The sequence below is a fragment of the Acidithiobacillus caldus ATCC 51756 genome, from assembly GCF_000175575.2.
In the GTDB taxonomy this organism is placed as follows: domain Bacteria; phylum Pseudomonadota; class Gammaproteobacteria; order Acidithiobacillales; family Acidithiobacillaceae; genus Acidithiobacillus_A; species Acidithiobacillus_A caldus.
The window spans coordinates 2,038,291-2,056,008 of sequence record NZ_CP005986.1 but is presented as its reverse complement, the minus strand read 5'-3'; the positions used below and the strand labels follow the sequence as shown (position 1 = coordinate 2,056,008).

General features: G+C 65.3%; 16 protein-coding genes. All 16 read left to right on the top strand.

From position 1 onward, the window contains the following. Positions 1-12 precede the first annotated feature (12 nt). From ACAty_RS10025 to secD, 16 genes are read left to right on the top strand one after another with little or no spacing between them, the layout of a single operon-like run. A complete protein-coding gene (locus tag ACAty_RS10025) occupies positions 13-2,490 on the top strand; it encodes a FimV/HubP family polar landmark protein (RefSeq protein WP_226824417.1) in 2,478 nt (825 codons plus the stop codon). 57 nt (positions 2,491-2,547) lie between these two features. After that, the gene (gene truA / locus ACAty_RS10020) at positions 2,548-3,327 is read left to right on the top strand and encodes a tRNA pseudouridine(38-40) synthase TruA (RefSeq protein ID WP_038472193.1); all 780 of its coding nucleotides are present in this window, start codon (positions 2,548-2,550) and stop codon (positions 3,325-3,327) included. 9 nt (positions 3,328-3,336) lie between these two features. Then, positions 3,337-3,963, top strand: coding sequence for a phosphoribosylanthranilate isomerase (locus ACAty_RS10015; RefSeq protein WP_004873161.1), 627 nt, complete (start codon positions 3,337-3,339; stop codon positions 3,961-3,963). Then, on the top strand, positions 3,964-5,163 hold the full coding sequence (gene trpB, locus ACAty_RS10010) for a tryptophan synthase subunit beta (protein WP_004873160.1): 1,200 nt from the start codon (positions 3,964-3,966) through the stop codon (positions 5,161-5,163). Then, a complete protein-coding gene (gene trpA, locus ACAty_RS10005; protein WP_004873159.1) occupies positions 5,160-5,969 on the top strand; it encodes a tryptophan synthase subunit alpha in 810 nt (269 codons plus the stop codon). The genes trpB and trpA overlap by 4 nt, the downstream gene beginning before the upstream one ends. Next, positions 5,966-6,850: an acetyl-CoA carboxylase, carboxyltransferase subunit beta gene (accD, locus tag ACAty_RS10000; protein ID WP_004873158.1), complete on the top strand. Its 885-nt coding sequence runs from the start codon at positions 5,966-5,968 to the stop codon at positions 6,848-6,850. The genes trpA and accD overlap by 4 nt, the downstream gene beginning before the upstream one ends. Then, positions 6,840-8,201 carry a bifunctional folylpolyglutamate synthase/dihydrofolate synthase gene (locus ACAty_RS09995; RefSeq protein ID WP_193787409.1) on the top strand — a complete coding sequence of 454 codons (1,362 nt, stop codon included), beginning with the start codon at positions 6,840-6,842 and terminating at the stop codon, positions 8,199-8,201. The genes accD and ACAty_RS09995 overlap by 11 nt, the downstream gene beginning before the upstream one ends. Then, a complete protein-coding gene (locus tag ACAty_RS09990) occupies positions 8,186-8,704 on the top strand; it encodes a CvpA family protein (protein WP_004873156.1) in 519 nt (172 codons plus the stop codon). The genes ACAty_RS09995 and ACAty_RS09990 overlap by 16 nt, the downstream gene beginning before the upstream one ends. After that, positions 8,691-10,154 carry an amidophosphoribosyltransferase gene (purF, locus tag ACAty_RS09985; protein WP_049784692.1) on the top strand — a complete coding sequence of 488 codons (1,464 nt, stop codon included), beginning with the start codon at positions 8,691-8,693 and terminating at the stop codon, positions 10,152-10,154. The genes ACAty_RS09990 and purF overlap by 14 nt, the downstream gene beginning before the upstream one ends. Beyond that, a complete protein-coding gene (locus ACAty_RS09980) occupies positions 10,151-11,371 on the top strand; it encodes an O-succinylhomoserine sulfhydrylase (protein WP_004873154.1) in 1,221 nt (406 codons plus the stop codon). The genes purF and ACAty_RS09980 overlap by 4 nt, the downstream gene beginning before the upstream one ends. 37 nt (positions 11,372-11,408) lie before the next feature. Then, a complete protein-coding gene (locus tag ACAty_RS09975; RefSeq protein ID WP_004873153.1) occupies positions 11,409-12,002 on the top strand; it encodes a CBS domain-containing protein in 594 nt (197 codons plus the stop codon). Between the two features lie 43 nt (positions 12,003-12,045). Continuing rightward, positions 12,046-13,380, top strand: coding sequence for a hemolysin family protein (locus ACAty_RS09970; protein WP_004873152.1), 1,335 nt, complete (start codon positions 12,046-12,048; stop codon positions 13,378-13,380). Beyond that, positions 13,377-14,417 (top strand): tRNA preQ1(34) S-adenosylmethionine ribosyltransferase-isomerase QueA, encoded by a 1,041-nt coding sequence (queA, locus tag ACAty_RS09965; protein ID WP_004873151.1) that lies wholly within the window; start codon positions 13,377-13,379, stop codon positions 14,415-14,417. The genes ACAty_RS09970 and queA overlap by 4 nt, the downstream gene beginning before the upstream one ends. Further along, positions 14,414-15,541 carry a tRNA guanosine(34) transglycosylase Tgt gene (gene tgt, locus ACAty_RS09960; protein ID WP_004873150.1) on the top strand — a complete coding sequence of 376 codons (1,128 nt, stop codon included), beginning with the start codon at positions 14,414-14,416 and terminating at the stop codon, positions 15,539-15,541. The genes queA and tgt overlap by 4 nt, the downstream gene beginning before the upstream one ends. Before the next feature lie 39 nt (positions 15,542-15,580). Next, the gene (yajC, locus tag ACAty_RS09955) at positions 15,581-15,919 is read left to right on the top strand and encodes a preprotein translocase subunit YajC (RefSeq protein WP_004873149.1); all 339 of its coding nucleotides are present in this window, start codon (positions 15,581-15,583) and stop codon (positions 15,917-15,919) included. 9 nt (positions 15,920-15,928) lie between these two features. Next, positions 15,929-17,713, top strand: coding sequence for a protein translocase subunit SecD (gene secD, locus ACAty_RS09950; RefSeq protein ID WP_004873148.1), 1,785 nt, complete (start codon positions 15,929-15,931; stop codon positions 17,711-17,713). Positions 17,714-17,718 lie beyond the last annotated feature (5 nt).

The window sequence follows — 17,718 nt, the reverse complement described above, 5'->3', positions numbered from 1 at the left end:
AAAGGGGAAGGTATGGACAGAAAAGCGTGGGTGCAGGTGTTCCTGGCCCTGGGCGTTGGGGTTCCCGGCCTGGCACAGGCTATGGGTCTGGGTGAACTGATCGTGCTTTCGGGCCCGGGTGAACCCTTCCGCGCCGAGATCCCCATTCGCAGCGAACACCCACGGGAACTGACCAGCGCTCAGGCGGGACTTGCGCCGGCCTCCGCCTTCAGCCTCATCCATTTACCGGTGGACCCAACCCTCAGCCAGTGGCACTTCAGCGTCCGCGAGGGCGGTCAGCCGGCCATCCTGATCTCGAGCCCCCTGCCCCTGACGCAGGCCAGTCTACCCTTCCTGGTACAGCTGGACTGGTCCGGTGGGCAGATCGTTCGCGAATATCGGGCCTCCTCCGCGGCGGCCACGACCTATGGGGTGCCGGCAACTCGCCTGGCGACGCCATCCCCCAGCCCGCGTCCGTCCGCTGAGGCCATGCCTTACCCGCCCATGCCGGCGCGGTCGCCACGTACCGAGGTTGCTGGTTGGGCCAGCGCCTCGCGCTATGGCCCCGTCCCGGAGCATCAGACCCTCTTTGATATCGCCCGGAAGCTCAGTCGCAGCAACCGGGTGAGCCTGGATCAGGTCATGGCTGCCCTGGTAAAGGCCAATCCCGGGGCGTTCAAAAATGGTAATCCCAATCTGCTCTATGCGGGTACCTACCTTGAGACGCCCAGTCTGGCCCAGGTTCAGGCCATGACACCGGCCCAGGCGCGGGCCTGGTTACGTGGCCAACGGCTCGGAGTTTCCGCCAAGTCCACGCCCGTCGCGGCAAACCAAGCGGTCCCGGCAAACGCGACCACCAATGCGGGGGCACCGGCGACCCGTCTGGTACTCTCCAGTGCGCCCAGCTCCGTGGCCGCGGCTGCCAGCAGCGCAGCAGCGGCTCCGGCGAGTACGGCGGCTGCGGTTAGCACGGTCAGCACTGCCGCTGCCCAGAGTAGCGTTGCCGCCCTGCGGTCGGACAATGCCCATCTGCAGACCATGCTTCAGGCTCTCAACACGCGCCTGACCCAGACGCAGGCGCAGGTGGCTTCGCAGGCTGCGGAACTCGCCCGTTTGTCCCAGGCATCGGCGCAGGCACACCCGCGCAGCAATCCCTTGCTGTGGCTGTCCCTTGGGGGCAACCTGCTGCTGCTCCTGCTGTTCCTCTGGGTCTATCAGAGGCAGCAGGAAGCGGCGCGACGCCAGCGCGAAGTATCGCAGAAGCTGACCATGCTGGCCGGCAATGGCAACGGCGCGGGCGCGAGGCCGACACCGCCGCCACCGCCGCCACCGCCGCCATCATCGGGAGAATCGCCCGCGGCCTTCGCGCCGCCGCCCCGGCCTGAGCCGTTCTTGACGCCGGGCACGGTGGCACCGGCGTCTGCCCCGCAGGCGCCTACGCCCAAAGCGGCGGTGGCAGAACCGCAGGCTGCGGCGGAACCGACCGTGGCGGCCGCTGCCGCGACCGGCGGCTTGGATTTCTCGCCGAGTGCCGCCGACGGCGCCCCGGCCGCAGGCGAGGCAGCGGATTTTTCCGGGACGGCTGCGGTCGCCGGTGGCCAGTCGACGGGCACCCTTGGTGCCGATCCATCCGATCCGCTGCAGGTGGATCCCCTGGAGCAGGCGGATCTCTATCTGACCTACGGCAAGTCCGACTCGGCAGTGACGGTATTGCAGGAGGCTCTGGAAGAGAATCCGCGGCGCAAGGAGCTTTACGTCAAGCTACTGGATCTCTATGCCCAGCTGGATCGTCGCGATGCCTTTCTGGAGCTGGCGGAGCGCATGCGTGGTCGCTTCGGTCCCGTGAATGGTGCCTGGCAGCAGGTTGCGGCCCAGGGCGCTCAGCTTTTCCCGGGGCACAGCTTGTTTGCGGATGCCAGCGCCGTCGCTTCGACCCCGCCCCAGTCGGCGGCCACGCCGTCGACGACCGCGCAGTCGGCGCCGGACTCGCATCACGCCTTCGATGTGTCGGCGCTGTCGGCAGCGGCATCCACGGATGAGCCGCAAGCAGAGCACCACGTCGGCGCCAACGAGACCGACCATTTGTTGGATTTCAATCTGGACAGTTTGCTGGGCAGCGCGGACGCGGAAAAGGACAGCGCAATGCCTCAGCACGAGATTCCGGCGGCGGAGAAGCAGCGGCTCCTGGACTCGGTCGATGAACAGTTCCGCGCCCTGGAGGCGGAGTCAAGGACCGAGTCCCCAACCCGCTCCGGGACTACGCCGCTGGAATCCGACTTTGCTCATCACCCCGACGCTGCAAGGGATGAACCGCATCCGTCGGCGCCGTCCCAGGATGCCGCCGCGGAGGCCGCAGGCGACTGGGATGCCGTCGGGACCAAGCTCGACCTGGCCAAGGCCTATCTGGAAATGGACGATGCCGATTCGGCACGAGAGCTGCTGGAGGAGGTCTCCCGGGAGGGCAATCCCCAGCAGCGCAGCGAGGCGCACAGCCTGCTGGAAAGCCTCTAGAAGGGTGTCGATACGCTAGCGGGACAGGCTTCGCCGGGGGCACGCTGGGCCCTCGGCCTGGAGTATCGGGGTAGCGACTTCAGCGGCTGGCAGCGTCAGGATGGACCAGCGAGCGTTCAGGAAAGCCTCGAGCGTGCGCTCCGCGAGATTGCCCAGTGCGCGGTTCCCACCACCGTTGCCGGCCGGACCGATGCGGGGGTCCATGCCCTCGGTCAGGTGGTGCATTTCGATGCTCCGGTGACCCGTCCGGCCCTCGCCTGGACGCGGGGGGTCAACCGCTATCTTCCCTCCAGTATCAGTGTGCTCTGGGCGCGGCCCGTCCCCCGGGATTTTCACGCGCGCTTTGCTGCCGTTGGGCGGCGTTATCGGTATTGCATTCTCAATCGCAGCGAACGCTCGGCACTGTATGCCGGGCGCGCGGCCTGGGTGCCGCGGCCTCTGGCGGTGGAGCCCATGCAGGAAGCCGCCAGCCTGCTCTTGGGCAGACACGATTTTTCGGCCTTTCGCGCCGCTGCCTGTCAGGCCAAACACCCCATCAGGGAATTACGCCAGTTGCGGGTGAGCCGTCAGGGCGACTGGGTTTTCGTGGATGCCGAGGCCAATGCCTTTCTCCACCACATGGTGCGCAACCTCGTCGGCGTGCTGCTGGGCATTGGCTGGGGTGACCGACCGCCCCACTGGGCGGCGGAGGTGCTGGCGTCGCGCAAGCGCGCGCTGGCGGGGGTAACCGCTCCGGCCGAAGGGCTCTATTTCGTCGCCGCCCTCTATCCGCCTGCCTTTGCCTTGCCTACCCTGGATTTCCACCAATTGCATACCCTCTTCCCGCCATCGTGTTAGATTAGGGCCATGCTGCGTATCAAGATCTGTGGGATCACCCGAGTCGAAGACGCCCTTGCCGCCGCCGAGGCGGGCGCGGATGCCATCGGTCTGGTTTTTTATCCGCCGAGCCCGCGCTACGTGGAGATCGCGACGGCGCAGGCCATTCTCGCGGCCCTACCGCCCTTCGTCACCCGTGTCGGTCTGTTCGTCAACCCCGAGGCGCACTGGGTGCGTGCGGTTACGGAGCAATGTCTGCTGGACCTGCTTCAGTTTCATGGCGACGAGACGGACGAGTTCTGCAGCGGATTCGGAAGGCCCTACATCAAGGCCTTACGGCTATCGGGTCCCACGGACCTGCACCCCTGGCGTCGGCGCTTTCCCGGGGCCCAGGCGCTGCTATTGGATAAGGAAAACGAGCGGGTCTATGGTGGCTCCGGCGAGGCCTTTGCGTGGTGGCCGCTGCCCGCGGATCTGGGTGTGGCCCTGATCCTTGCGGGCGGTCTGCGGGTGGATAACGTTGCCCAAGCGGTGCGTCTGGCGCGCCCCTATGCCGTGGACGTCAGTAGCGGCGTGGAAGTATCGCCGGGGCAGAAGGATCGTGGCAAAATAAGGAATTTCATTCACTGCGCCCGCGCGGCTCTACAGGAGACCTGAATGGCCAACTATCACCAGCCGGACGAGCATGGACACTATGGCCCCTACGGCGGTCGCTTTGTCGCCGAGACCCTGGTACCGGCTCTGGACGAATTGCAGGCGGCCTACGCTGCCGCGCAGCAGGATCCGGAGTTTCGCGGGGAACTGCACAGCGAACTGCGGCAGTTCGTCGGTCGCCCCAATCCCCTTTACCATGCCGCGAGGATCTCCCGTGAGTTGGGGGGAGCGCAGATCTACCTCAAACGCGAGGATCTCAACCACACCGGCGCCCACAAGATCAACAATGCCGTCGGGCAGGCGCTCTTGGCGCGGCGCATGGGCAAGGGGCGTCTCATTGCCGAAACCGGTGCAGGGCAGCATGGGGTGGCGACGGCGACGGTGGCCACTCGCTATGGTATGGAATGCACGGTCTTCATGGGTGCCGACGATATCCAGCGTCAGTCCAGCAACGTCTATCGCATGCGTTTGCTGGGGGCGCAGGTGGTGGCGGTGGATAGCGGCACGCGCACCCTCAAGGATGCCCTCAACGAGGCCCTGCGCGAGTGGGTGACCCGAGTGGAGGATACTTTCTACGTCATCGGTACCGTGGCGGGGCCGCACCCATATCCGGCCATGGTGCGGGATTTTCATCGGGTCATCGGTGATGAAGCCCGCGCCCAGTGTCTGGAGCAGACCGGCAGTCTGCCGTCGGCCTGTATCGCCTGTGTCGGTGGTGGCAGCAACGCCATTGGGCTTTTTGCCGCGTTCATCGACGATCCCGAGGTGCGCCTCATCGGTGTGGAGGCGGGTGGTCTCGGCCTTGCCAGCGGCAAGCACGCTGCCCCTCTCAATTCCGGTCGACCGGGCGTACTGCACGGCAACCGGACTTACCTCATGGAGGACGGCAATGGTCAGATACTGCCTACCCACTCCATCTCGGCGGGGCTCGACTACCCTGGGGTCGGCCCGGAACACGCCTATCTCAAAGACAGCGGCCGCGCCGAATATGTGGTAGCCACGGACGAGGAGGCGCTGGCCGCCTTCCACACCCTCAGTCGGCGCGAAGGGATCATCCCGGCGCTGGAAACGGCCCACGCCCTGGCCTACGCCTTCAAGCTTGCGCCACAGATGCGTCGGGATCAGAGTATCGTCGTCAATCTCTCGGGCCGAGGCGACAAGGACATCCACACCGTGGCGGCACGGGAGGGCATCGCGCTATGAGTCGGCTGACGAACTGTTTTTCCAAGCTGCGCGGGCGCACCGCGCTCATCCCCTTTGTCACGGCGGGCGATCCGGACCCGGCAGCCACCGTGCCCATCCTCCACGCTCTGGTGGCCGCTGGGGCCGATATCCTCGAGCTCGGCGTGCCCTTCTCGGACCCCATGGCCGATGGCCCCACTATTCAGCGCGCCAACGAGCGGGCGCTGTCCCGCGGTGTCCATCTGCGCCAGGTCCTGGCCTGGGTCGCGGAATTTCGTGAGGGGAACCAGCATACCCCCATCGTGCTCATGGGCTATCTCAACCCCATCGAGGCCATGGGGATCGAGGATTTTGCCCGGGAGGCAGCCGCGGTGGGTGTGGATGGTACCATCATCGTCGACCTGACGCCCGAAGAGGGACGGCGGGAGAGCGCCGTGCTGCGCTCGGTTGGCATCGATCCCATCTTCCTGCTGGCCCCCACCAGCGGTGCCGAACGTGTGGCGGCGGTGCGCGAGCTCGGCAGTGGTTTCGTCTATTACGTCTCCCTGCGCGGGATCACCGGGGCAACGCAGCGGGATTGGCACGGGGTGCTGGAGCGGGTGCAGCAGTTGCGCGCTGCCCTGAGCCTGCCCGTAGCCATCGGCTTTGGTATTCGCGATGCTGCCACCGCCAGGGTGTTGGCCCAGGGTGGTGCCGATGCCGTGGTGATTGGCTCGGCTCTCGTAGAGCGGCTCGCCGATGCGGCGGACACTGCCGCGCAGGTGGCCCAGGCCTTTCTGGCTCCCATAGCGGCGGCCTTGGCAGAGCACGCGCGGGTGTCGGCGTGAGCTGGTTCGACCGCGTACTGCCACCCAAGATCAAGAAGGGCCCAGAGCAGCCCCTGGCCAAAGAGGGGCGGCGCAGTGCCGTACCCGAGGGACTCTGGTCCAAGTGCCCCACCTGTCAGGCGGTGCTGTATCGGACGGAGCTCGAGGCCAATCTGTTCGTCTGTCCGCACTGCGGCCACCATCAGCGCCTCACGGCACGGCAGCGTCTGCGCTTTTTTCTGGACCCCGAGCCGCAGCTCGAACTGGGCGCAGAACTGACCCCGGTGGATCCCTTACGTTTTCGGGATCAAAAGAAATACAAGGAGCGCTTGCAGGAGGCCCAGGAAAAGAGCGGCGAGAAGGACGCCCTGGTGGCCATGCGCGGCTTCCTCAAGGGCCAGCCCGTGGTGGTGGCGGCCTTTGCGTTCGAGTTCATGGGGGGCAGCATGGGTTCCGTGGTGGGGGCGCGTTTCGTGAAAGCCGCCGAGGCGGCCATGGTGGAACGTTGTCCCTTCATCTGTTTCAGCGCCAGCGGCGGTGCCCGCATGCAGGAAGGTCTGCTCTCGCTGATGCAGATGGCCAAGACGGCGGCGGCCGTCGAGCGCTTGGCAAAGATGGGCATCCCTTACATCTCGGTGCTCACGGACCCGACCATGGGTGGGGTCTCGGCGAGCCTCGCCACCCTGGGCGACATCCTCATCGCGGAACCACGGGCGCTCATCGGTTTTGCCGGTCCTCGGGTCATCGAGCAGACCATTCGCGAGAAGCTGCCCGAGGGTTTTCAGCGTTCGGAATATTTACTGGAACACGGTGCCATCGATCAGATCGTCGATCGGCGTGAACTGCGCGACCGTATCGCCGAGATCATCGCCATTCTTGGCCATGGCGAGCGTGCAGTCTGAAGCGGCTCGGGCGCGCTTGGTTCAAGCGCCCGGCGCCGTGCCCGCGGATCGTGTCAATGCCCGGGTCATGGCCCTTGCGGGAGCGCCGGGGCATATAGAGCTGGGTCTTGCACGCATGCGGGCAGCCATGGCCGAGCTCGAGATCGCGCCGCGGCAGCCGTGGCCGGTGATCACGGTGGCTGGCACCAATGGCAAAGGCTCCACGGTTGCCTACCTCGAGAGCCTGTACCGGCAGGCGGGTTATCGCGTTGCCGCCTACACCAGCCCGCACCTATGGCGTTTTGTCGAGCGCCTGCGCATCGATGGCACGGTATTGACCGAAGGGCAGTGGCTTGCTGCCTTGGAGGAGGTGGCCCAAGACGCTGGCCACATTCCCCTCACCTATTTCGAACTGGCTACCCTGGCGGCCCTATTGTTGGTGCGGGCCGCCGCGCCGGAGCTGCTCATCCTGGAAGTGGGGATGGGCGGACGGCTGGATGCCGTCAACGCCGTCCACCCAGACCTTAGCATCATCACCACGGTGGACATGGATCATCAGCAGTGGCTGGGCGACAGTCGTGAAGCCATCGGTCGGGAAAAGGCAGGGATACTGCGCCGTGGCGTACCGTTGCTCTACGGCGACGCCGACGATCCCTGTACCAGCGTATTGACGGCGGCCAGGGCTTCGGGTGCACCCATCTATCTTTTGGGTCGGGAGCTTGTGGTGGATCCCGTCGCGGGCGTCCTGCACATGGGCGGGGAGTGCTGGCACCTACCCGAGCCGCTCTGGGGCGGGCGGGAACAGTGGGACAATCTGGCGCTGGCGACGGCCGCAACCCGGCTGCTGCGCGAGCGTCTGCCCGCCGCGGCTGTGGAGCCCGGTGCCGACTGGCGTTGTCCACCAAGATTGCCAGGCCGCTGTCAGCGTCTACGTCCCTGGGGAAGCGATGGACCGACCCTGCTTCTGGACGTGGCACACAATCCGCAGGCAGTCCGGCAACTGGCGAGCGTGCTCCGGCGCCATCCCGGGGCGCGTGTCTACGCCCTCTTCAATCTCCTGGCGGACAAGGATCTGGATGCCTGCCTCGCCCCGCTGGCGGGACTGGTGCAGCACTGGTTTCCCGTGGCCTTGCCCGAATCGGCGCGGACTCGGCCCTGGCCGGACCTGCTGGCGGCGCTGGATACGCGTGGGCTAACCTGGACCGCGGTGGAGGGTGGGGACTGCTCCGCGAGCCTTGAAGCCGCTTGCGCCGGCCTTGGCGCGGGCGACCTGGTGCTGTGCTTCGGCTCCTTCCAGGTACTCGCCCAACTGCCCGAGGAACTGCTCTCGGGGGAAGCTCCGGGAGGGACAGCGGCATGCCAACCTGGGTGAACGTGGGCGTCCTCGTCATCCTTTCCCTGTCCCTGCTCTGGGGAATTCTGCGCGGTATGTTGCGGGAATTCTTTTCGCTCATGGGTTGGGTGGGCGGGGTATATCTGGCCTGGCAGTATGGTGCCCAGTGGGTCGCACCCACGCTCACCGGCCTGCCGGAGCCCTGGCGTGTGCCCCTGGCCGATTTCCTGCTCTTTTTCGCGGTGATGTTCCTGACCACCCTGATGGCCTTTCTCTTGCGGAAAATCCTGTATCCCATCGGTTTTTCCGGGCCGGACCGGCTTCTGGGTGGGGTCTTCGGTCTCCTGCGCGGGGGCGTGATCCTGCTCGTTCTCATCTTCATCGCCAGGGCGGCGGGTTTTGCCCAATCCAGTTGGTGGCAGACGTCCTGGCTTGGCTCACCGCAAGTGACCACTCTGTCGCAGTCCATCACGGCCCCGGCCGTTTCCTATTGGGAGTCGCAACATCGTGTCAAAGCAACTGCTGTGCATGAGCCACTCTGAGTGTTCACGGGCGGGCGCAAGCCCGGTGGTGGACGCCGATGATGAGCACTTTCACGACGAATGTGGCGTCGTGGGGGTATTCGGTCATCCCGAGGCCGCCAACCTCACCTACCTTGGTCTCTATGCCCTGCAGCATCGCGGGCAGGAGTCCGCCGGTATCGTCTCTGCCGATCAGGGACAACTCTACACCCAGCGCGGAATGGGTCGGGTTGCCGAAGTCTTTGGTGCACAGGAGCTGGAGCGACTGCCGGGACAGCAAGCCATTGGCCACGTCCGCTACTCCACGGCGGGGGGATCGGTGCTGCGCAATACCCAGCCCATCTTCATCAATTACCGCCATGGCGCCTTTGCCGTGGGCCACAACGGCAATCTGGTGAACGCCGGCGCCCTGCGCGAGCAACTGGAGCGAGAAGGTGCCATCTTCCACACCGATATGGATACCGAAGTCATCGTCCACCTTCTGGCCCGGGTTCCAGGTCAGGACGCCGGTGAGCGTCTGGCCGCCGCCCTTGCCCAGGTGAGCGGTGCCTACTCCCTGGTGTGTCTGACGGAAACGCGCCTGATCGGTGTGCGCGATCCCATGGGCTTCCGGCCGCTGGTGCTGGGTCGACTCATCGACTCCGGCGGTTTTGTGCTCGCCTCGGAGACCTGTGCCCTGGACCTCATGGGTGCGGAATTCGTCCGCGACGTGGCTCCGGGAGAAATGGTGATCATCTCCCAGGGGGGTATCGAGAGCCGTTTTCCCTTCCCAGCGGTGGGACGGCGTATGTGTGTCTTCGAGTACATCTACTTTGCCCGGCCCGACAGCGTCCTGGATGGCGTCCACGTGTATTCGGCGCGCAAGCGCATCGGTCGGATCCTAGCGCGCATCCATCCCCGCGACGCCGATGTGGTGGTGCCGGTGCCGGATTCCGGTGTGGCGGCTGCCATGGGCTATGCCGAGGCCTCCGGTCTGCCCTTCGAATTGGGCCTCATCCGCAATCACTACGTGGGTCGGACCTTCATCCAGCCGGCCCAGCGTGGCCGAGATTTCAGCGTCAAGGTCAAGCTCAATGCCCAACCCGAGATCCTCAAGGGCAAGCGGGTGATCCTCGTGGACGACTCCATCGTCCGCGGTACCACCAGCGCCAAGATCGTCCACCTGATTCGTGCCGCCGGTGCCCGGGAGGTGCATTTTCTGGTGAGTTCGCCGCCCACCATCGGCCCCTGCTATTATGGTATTGATACGCCAGATCGGGCGCAGCTCATCGCTGCCCAGCACAGTGTCGACGAGGTACGGAAGATGATCGGTGCCGATTCCCTGGGTTATCTCAGTCTCGATGCCCTGTTCGAAGCGGTGGGCGGCCGGGCCCTGGGCTTTTGCGATGCGTGCTTCAGCGACGATTACCCTTTGCCGACGCCGGAAGGGCACGGTACGCGACAGCTCTTTTTGATGAAGGAATTGCGATGACGGAAAAAAGCGAACCGCATGGCAAATGGCGCCCGGAAACCCTCGCCATCCGTGCCGGCGTTCACCGGTCAGCGGAAAAGGAACACGCGGAAGCGCTGTTTCTGACCTCGAGCTTCGTCTTTGACTCTGCGGAGGAGGCGGCGGCGCGTTTTGCCGGGACCAGTCCCGGAAACATCTACGCCCGTTTCACCAATCCCACGGTGCGGGCGCTGGAGGAAAGACTGGCGGCCCTGGAAGGTGCGGAAGACTGTGTGGCCACGGCCTCGGGCATGGCAGCCTGTCTGACGACCTTCATGGGGCTGTTGCAGGCAGGGGATCACATCGTCGCCTCGCGCTCCATTTTTGGCTCTACCATCCAGCTCTTGCAGAACATCCTTGGCCGTTTCGGTCTGGAGACGACCTTCGTCGCCCTGGACGACCTCGCGGCCTGGCGCCGCGCTCTGCGTCCCAATACTCGCCTGCTCTACCTCGAGACGCCATCCAATCCCCTGACGGAGATCGGGGATATTTCCGCCCTGGCGGCCATGGCGCGGGAGCATGGCGCAAGCCTGGTGGTGGACAACTGCTTCTGTACCCCAGTCCTGCAGCAGCCCCTGGCTCTGGGTGCCGATCTCGTCATCCATTCCAATACCAAGTATCTGGACGGTCAGGGACGTACCCTGGGTGGTGCCATCTGCGGGCGCAAGGAACTCCTGGCCGGTCCGCGCAACTTTGTCCGTACCGCCGGCCCAAGCCTCAGCCCCTTCAATGCCTGGGTCCAGCTCAAAGGGCTGGAGACCCTGGCCCTGCGCATGGAGCGCCACAGCCACAATGCCCTGGAACTGGCGCGCTGGCTGGAGCAGCGTGAGGAGGTGGCGCGGGTCTATTTCCCCGGCCTCGCCAGCCACCCCCAGCAAGTGCTGGCCGAGCGTCAGCAACGCTTGCCGGGCGGCATCCTGTCCTTCGATCTGCGCGGCGGTCAGGCGGCCGCTTGGGCGCTCATGAACGCCGTGGAGATCTTCTCGCGCACGGCCAACCTGGGCGACGCCAAGAGCACCATCACCCACCCCGCCAGTACCACCCACGGCCGGGTGAGTGCCGAGGCGCGGGCGGCGGCGGGCATCGGCGACGGGCTGCTGCGTTTGAGTGTCGGGCTCGAGCACGTGGACGACCTGCGCGCGGATCTCGCGCGCGGTCTTGAGGCGGCGGCAACTGCTGCAGCGTCTTCGGGCGCCTGAACCGGTTTTTTCTGAACTTACTTTGGGAGAACGAAAAATGACCAGATACCGACCCCTGAGCCATCGCCACCTGCGGCCGGATACCCGCCTCTGCGTCTTCGATAGTGGTCTTTCGAGCCCCGTGGGGATGGACGACAATGCCCTCAAGGTCATGACCGATCTGCGTCGGGTACCGGCGGCGACCACCCATCCCGAGGTCAGCATCGACGCGGCCATGCAGAAGATGATCCACGTCGGCGTGCGCCTGCTGTTCGTGCTGGACGATTTCGGTGTCGTGGTGGGCATCATCACCGCCCGCGACATTCTTGGTGAGAAGCCCGTGCAGATCGCCGCCGAAAAACAGATCCCGCGGGACCAGGTGCTGGTGGAGGACATCATGATCCGTCGTGGACGCATCGAGGTCCTCCCCTATGCGGAAGTGGCTCGGTCCACCGTCGGGGATATCGTCGTCACCCTCAAGGAAGTGGGGCGGCAGCATGCCCTGGTGGAAGCGGAAGGGAGTGTCCCCGAGATCTGCGGCATATTCTCCATCAGCCAGATTGGGCGACAGCTGGGAGTCAAGATCGAGACGACGGGAACGGCGCAGACCTTTGCCGAGCTGGAAAAATTCCTGACCCAGGGCGACCACTGAAACACCGAGGTTTGGTCTTCGACTTTTCGGATGGAGCGGGCCAGTGACTGAGGCCTGGGGGCTCACCCTCGCTGCTGCCCTGATCCTGCTCAACGGTTTCTTTGTCACCGCCGAATTCGCGCTGGTGCGCCTGCGGGTCACGCAGTTGCGCAGCCTTGCGCAGAGCAAAGGCCTGCGCGGGCGTCTTCTGGCGCGCATGCATCGGCAGCTGGACGCGTACCTCTCGGCCACCCAATTGGGTATCACCCTGGCGTCCCTCGCCCTGGGCTGGATCGGCGAGCCAGCGACGGCGCATCTTTTGGCCCCCGCGCTCGCTGCCTTGGGCTTTGGCGACGGCGCCGTGCTGTACTCGGTCTCCCTGACCGTGGGTTTTGCGCTCATCGCCTTTCTCACCATCATCCTGGGTGAGTTGGTACCGAAATCCCTGGCCATCCGCCGCAGTGTGCCCGTTGCCCTGTGGGTCAGCGTACCCCTGTACGCGTTCTACTGGTTGATGTTTCCGGCCATCTGGATCCTCAACGCCAGCAGCCAGTGGATTCTGCGCATTTTTTCCCTACGCGGGCAGGAGCCCGTGGGGGATGCGCCCCACTCCCGCGACGAACTGGCCATGATTCTGGCGCTCAGCCAGGCGCAGGGCGTGTTGGGACGGCGCAGCGGCGATCTGTTGGAACGCGCGCTGGACTTCAACGAGCTGTCTGCCGGTGATCTGGCCCGGCCAGCCGCCGACATGGTCTGCCTGCAGCAGGACGCCAGTATGGATGCCATTCGCGCCGAGCTCATTGCCCACCGCTTTACCCGCTATCCCGTCTGCGCCGGCGATCGGCAGCACATCGTCGGGCTGGTCCACGTCAAGGACCTGCTGGTGGAACTGAGCCGACCGACGGCGACCCTGCACATGAAGCGCATACTGCGACCGCTGCCGTCGGTGCACAAGGACCTCCCGGCCCTGGATCTGCTGACGCATTTTCGCTCCGGTCAGCCCCACTTTGCCCTGGTCGTGGACGATCTCGGGACCATCACGGGTTTCGTTACCCTGGATCATGTGCTGGAGGCCCTGCTGGGGCCCATTCCCGATGAGTTCGGGCATCGCCGGCGCGAGTGGGTGGCGCAGCCGGACGGCTCCTGGCTCGGCGCCGGCAGCCTGTCCATCTACTCCCTGGAGCGGGTCCTGGGACGCGACATCGACGAGGCGGGGGAGGCGGACAGTATCGGCGGCCTGCTGATGCAACGTCTGGAACGCCTGCCCGAAAGCGGTGAGCGGGTATCCTTTCGCGATTTCGACGTGCTGGTGCGCGAGCGCCAGGGACCGCGGATTGCGCTGGTGCAGGTTTTCCCCCATGCTGCGCCGGATCTCGAGGACTGGTTTTCTGGATCATGAAGAAAAGCGACTTCTACTACCATCTGCCGCCCGAACGCATTGCCCAGGAGCCCTTGCCCGAGCGTAGCGCGAGCCGTCTCTTGGTGCTCGACCCGCGCACGGGCCACCTGTGCGACAGCTCTGTGCGGGAACTGCCGCAGTTTCTGCGTGCGGGCGACCTTCTGGTGTTCAACGACACCCGGGTGCTGCCCGCACGTCTACATGCGCGAAAGCCCACCGGGGGAGCGGTGGAACTCCTGTTGGAGCGTCTCCTCGCACCGGATCGGGCCCGCTTCCTAGCGCGCTCGTCCAAGACCCTGAAGCCGGGTGCGCGCATCACCCTGGCCGGCGGGGAGGCAGTGGAGCTCCTGGCGCGGGAGGGGCGGATGGTGGAGTTGGGGCTTCCGGGTGGCGGCAACTGGCTGGACATTCTCGAGGCCCAAGGCGAAGTGCCACTGCCGCCGTACATCGATCGCGCCCCGGCAGCGGCGGATCGCGAGCGCTATCAGACGGTGTACGCGCGCAATCCGGGAGCCGTGGCCGCCCCCACGGCCGGACTGCATTTCGATGCGGATCTGCTGGCCCGACTGGATGCCGCAGGTATGGAGCGCGCCCACATCACCCTGCACGTAGGTGCGGGAACCTTTCTGCCCGTCGAGGCGGAGGAGGTGGAGGAGCACCGGATGCACAGTGAGCGGGTCACCGTGCCGGCGGCAACGGTGGAGCAGGTCCGCCGCGCCCAGGCCCGGGGCGGGAGGATCTTTGCCATCGGTACCACGGCCTGTCGTGCCCTGGAGGGTGCCGCCCGTTCCGGATCCCTGCAAGCCTTTGCGGGCGAGACCGATATCTTCCTGTACCCCGGGCGGCCCTTTCGCGTCATCGACGGGCTCTTCACCAATTTTCATCTGCCGGAGTCCACCCTCTTGATGCTGGTATCGGCGCTGGCCGGGCGCGAACGGATTCTGGCGGCCTACGCCCACGCCGTGGCACAGCAGTATCGCTTTTTCAGCTATGGCGATGCCATGCTCATTCTGCCTGGGGGGGTTGGGCGCGCGTGACTTTCTTCGAACGGCTGGCACAGGATGGTGCTGCCCGCCGCGGGCGGCTGCACTTTGACCGCGGCAGCGTCGAGACGCCCGCCTTCATGCCGGTGGGCACCTACGGCACGGTCAAGGCGGTCACCCCGGAAGAGTTGCGGGAGACCGGTGCCGAGATCATTCTCGGCAATACCTTTCACCTTTTCCTGCGACCCGGTCTCGAGGTGATCGAGACCCTCGGCGGCCTGCATGGGATGATGCACTGGGACGGTCCCATCCTGACGGATTCCGGAGGCTTTCAGGTATTCAGTCTCGGTGCTCTGCGCAGGTTGAGTGAGGCAGGGGTCCGTTTTCGGGCGCCGGTGGATGGCCGCCCCGTTTTCCTTGGTCCCGAGGAGTCCATGGACATCCAGCGACGCCTGGGTTCCGACATCGCCATGGTCTTTGACGAGTGCACCCCGCATCCGGCTACCTGGGACGAGGCACGGGCCAGCATGGAGCTGTCCCTGCGCTGGGCGGCGCGCTCCCGCGCCGCCTACGCGGGACCCGGCCAGATCTTCGGGATCGTCCAGGGGGGGATGTACGGCGATCTGCGCCGACGTTCCCTGGCTGGGCTCAAGGCCCTGGATTTTCCCGGCCTGGCGCTGGGGGGGCTATCCGTCGGTGAGAGCAAGGCGGAGATGCTCGCCGTGCTCGACGATATTCTGCCGCAGATGCCCCAGGACAAACCGCGGTATCTCATGGGCGTGGGCTTGCCGGAGGATCTCGTGGAAGGCGTGTGGCGTGGGGTCGACATGTTCGACTGCGTGCTGCCCACCCGCAACGCGCGTAACGGCTGGCTCTTTACCCGTCACGGTGTCCTCAAGCTGCGCAATGCCCGGTATGAGCGGGATGTGCTGCCGCCCGATCCCGAGTGTCGCTGCTACACCTGCCGCCACTACAGTCGCGCCTACCTTCGCCACCTGCAGCGCAGTCAGGAAATCCTCGGCGCCCGCCTCAACACCATCCACAACCTGCACTACTATCAGGAGCTCATGGCGGGAATGCGCCAGGCCATCGAACTGGGGCGCCTGGCGGTTTTTCGCCGGGATTTCTATGCGGCACGGGGCAGCGAGGCGCCGAAAGTTTCCCAAGTCCTGAGCTAGGGGCTACAATGGCGGCCCTCGGATTCCATCGGAGCGCCCATGAACCTGTCCCCCATCGCCACGGCCTATGCCGATACCGCGGCGGCCCCGGCTGGCCCGGAAGCCATGATCGTGCAGTTCCTGCCGCTGATCGTCATCTTTGGCATATTCTATTTCCTGCTGATCCGGCCGCAGATGAAGCGGGCCAAGGAGCAGCGCGCGCTCATCGCGGCGGTGAGCAAGGGTGACGAGGTGGTGACCAATGGCGGCCTGGCGGGACGGGTCATGCAGGCCGGTGAAGAGTACCTGCACTTGGAGGTGGCCGAGGGCGTGGTCGTCAAGGTGCAACGCAACGCCGTGTCGCTCATGCTTCCCAAGGGTACCCTCAAAAAACTCTAAGGCCTGGTCATGACCCGTTACCCCTGGTGGAAATACCTCATCATCCTCGCGGTGGTGCTGCCCTCCTTCCTCTATGCTCTGCCCAATTTTTTCGGCTGGCATGCGGCGGTGGAAGTGCGCGCTCCCGTGGGTACGCAGTTGCCGCCAGTGGCTACGATGCAGGGATGGCTTGCCAGCGCCCACATCCCCGTCACCCGGACGGTCACGGATGCCTCCGGGATTACCTTTTTCTTTCCCAACGACAACGCCCAGGGGCTTGCGGAGACCCTGTTGCAGAACCGTTTGCCCCGTAATGCCCAGGTCATTCTGTCGCAGAAGCCGGCCGAACCCGACTGGCTGGCTGCCTTGGGCGCGCAGCCCGTCAATCTGGGACTGGATCTGCGTGGAGGTGTGTATCTGCTGCTCAAGGTGGATACGGACGCGGTGATCAAGCACGCCCTGGAGGAGGACCGCAATCGCCTGCGTAGCTTCCTGCGCCGAAAGGACCTGCAGTATCTCAATGTGGAGCAGACGGGGCCCGACACCCTGTCCGTCCAGATGGCCAGCGAGCAGCTGGCGCGGGAGGCACAGGCCGCCATTGCCCGGGAGTTTCCGGATCTGGCGCTCGCGCCCGAGGGTCAAGGTATCCTTCAGGCGAGCCTGACGCCGGCGGCAGCGCAAAAAATGCAGGACGACGCCCTGCAGCAGGCCATCGTCGTCATCCGCAACCGTATCGATGAACTGGGTGTGGCGGAACCGCAGATCCAGCGCCAGGGTAAGGAACACATCGCCGTGCAGTTGCCGGGTGTGCAGGACACCCAGCGTGCCAAGGAGATCATCGGCTCCACCGCCCAGCTGGAGTTCAAGATGGTGGCCGAACGGGTCGACATGGCGGCGGCGTTGAAGGGGCAGATTCCGCCGGGGGATGCCCTCTACTACGGCGTCGACGGTACGCCCTATGTACTCCACAAGGAGACGGTGCTCACCGGCCGCTATCTGAATGGCGCCAGCGCCGGTATCGACAACAATACGGGACAGGCCATCGTCAACATCAGCTTTGACAGCGTCGGCACCCGCATCTTTGGCGACCTCACCAGCAAGCATGTGGGCCAGCGCATGGCCATCCTTCTGGACAACAAGGTGGTGACGGCACCGGTCATCCGCGAGGCCATCACCGGCGGGCGCGCTCAGATCGACGGTTTCTCCAGCCTCAAGGACGCCAGCAACGTGGCCATCGAACTGCGCGCCGGCGCCTTGCCGGCACCGGTCCACGTCTCGGAAGAGCGCACCGTGGGTCCGACCCTGGGCCAGGATTCCATCCACGATGGCGTCATGGCGGTGATCTTCGGCATGCTCTTCGTCGTCCTGTTCATGACCTTTTACTACCGCGCCTTTGGTCTCATCGCTGACCTCGCCATCCTGGTCAACGTCCTCTTCATCCTTGCGGTCCTATCCCTCATGGGGGGCACGCTGACCCTGCCGGGCATTGCCGGTATCGTTTTGAAGATTGGTCTTGCCGTGGATGCCAACGTGCTGGTCTTCGAGCGCATCCGCGAGGAGCTGCGCCGGGGCATGAGCCCGCGGGCCAGTATCGATGCCGGTTTCAAGCGGGCCTTTGCCACTATTGTCGACTCCAACATCACCGTGCTCATTGCCGCCTTGACCTTGTTCCAGTTCGGCACGGGTGCCATCAAGGGCTTCGCCCTGGTCCTGACCATCGGTGTGCTCGTATCCATGTTCACCGCCACCCTCATGAGTCGCGGCATCGTCGAGTTTGCCCTGGGCAGGCGGCGCGTGCAGAAACTCTGGATCTGAGGCCA

Coding starts and splice junctions, on each gene's coding strand:
- ACAty_RS09975 (WP_004873153.1), top strand. CDS start 11,409: ATGACCAGATACCGACCCCTGAGCCATCGCCACCTGCGGCCGGATACC.
- yajC (WP_004873149.1), top strand. CDS start 15,581: ATGAACCTGTCCCCCATCGCCACGGCCTATGCCGATACCGCGGCGGCC.
- trpA (WP_004873159.1), top strand. CDS start 5,160: ATGAGTCGGCTGACGAACTGTTTTTCCAAGCTGCGCGGGCGCACCGCG.
- ACAty_RS09990 (WP_004873156.1), top strand. CDS start 8,186: ATGCCAACCTGGGTGAACGTGGGCGTCCTCGTCATCCTTTCCCTGTCC.
- ACAty_RS10025 (WP_226824417.1), top strand. CDS start 13: ATGGACAGAAAAGCGTGGGTGCAGGTGTTCCTGGCCCTGGGCGTTGGG.
- ACAty_RS09980 (WP_004873154.1), top strand. CDS start 10,151: ATGACGGAAAAAAGCGAACCGCATGGCAAATGGCGCCCGGAAACCCTC.
- secD (WP_004873148.1), top strand. CDS start 15,929: ATGACCCGTTACCCCTGGTGGAAATACCTCATCATCCTCGCGGTGGTG.
- ACAty_RS10015 (WP_004873161.1), top strand. CDS start 3,337: ATGCTGCGTATCAAGATCTGTGGGATCACCCGAGTCGAAGACGCCCTT.
- queA (WP_004873151.1), top strand. CDS start 13,377: ATGAAGAAAAGCGACTTCTACTACCATCTGCCGCCCGAACGCATTGCC.
- trpB (WP_004873160.1), top strand. CDS start 3,964: ATGGCCAACTATCACCAGCCGGACGAGCATGGACACTATGGCCCCTAC.
- purF (WP_049784692.1), top strand. CDS start 8,691: ATGAGCCACTCTGAGTGTTCACGGGCGGGCGCAAGCCCGGTGGTGGAC.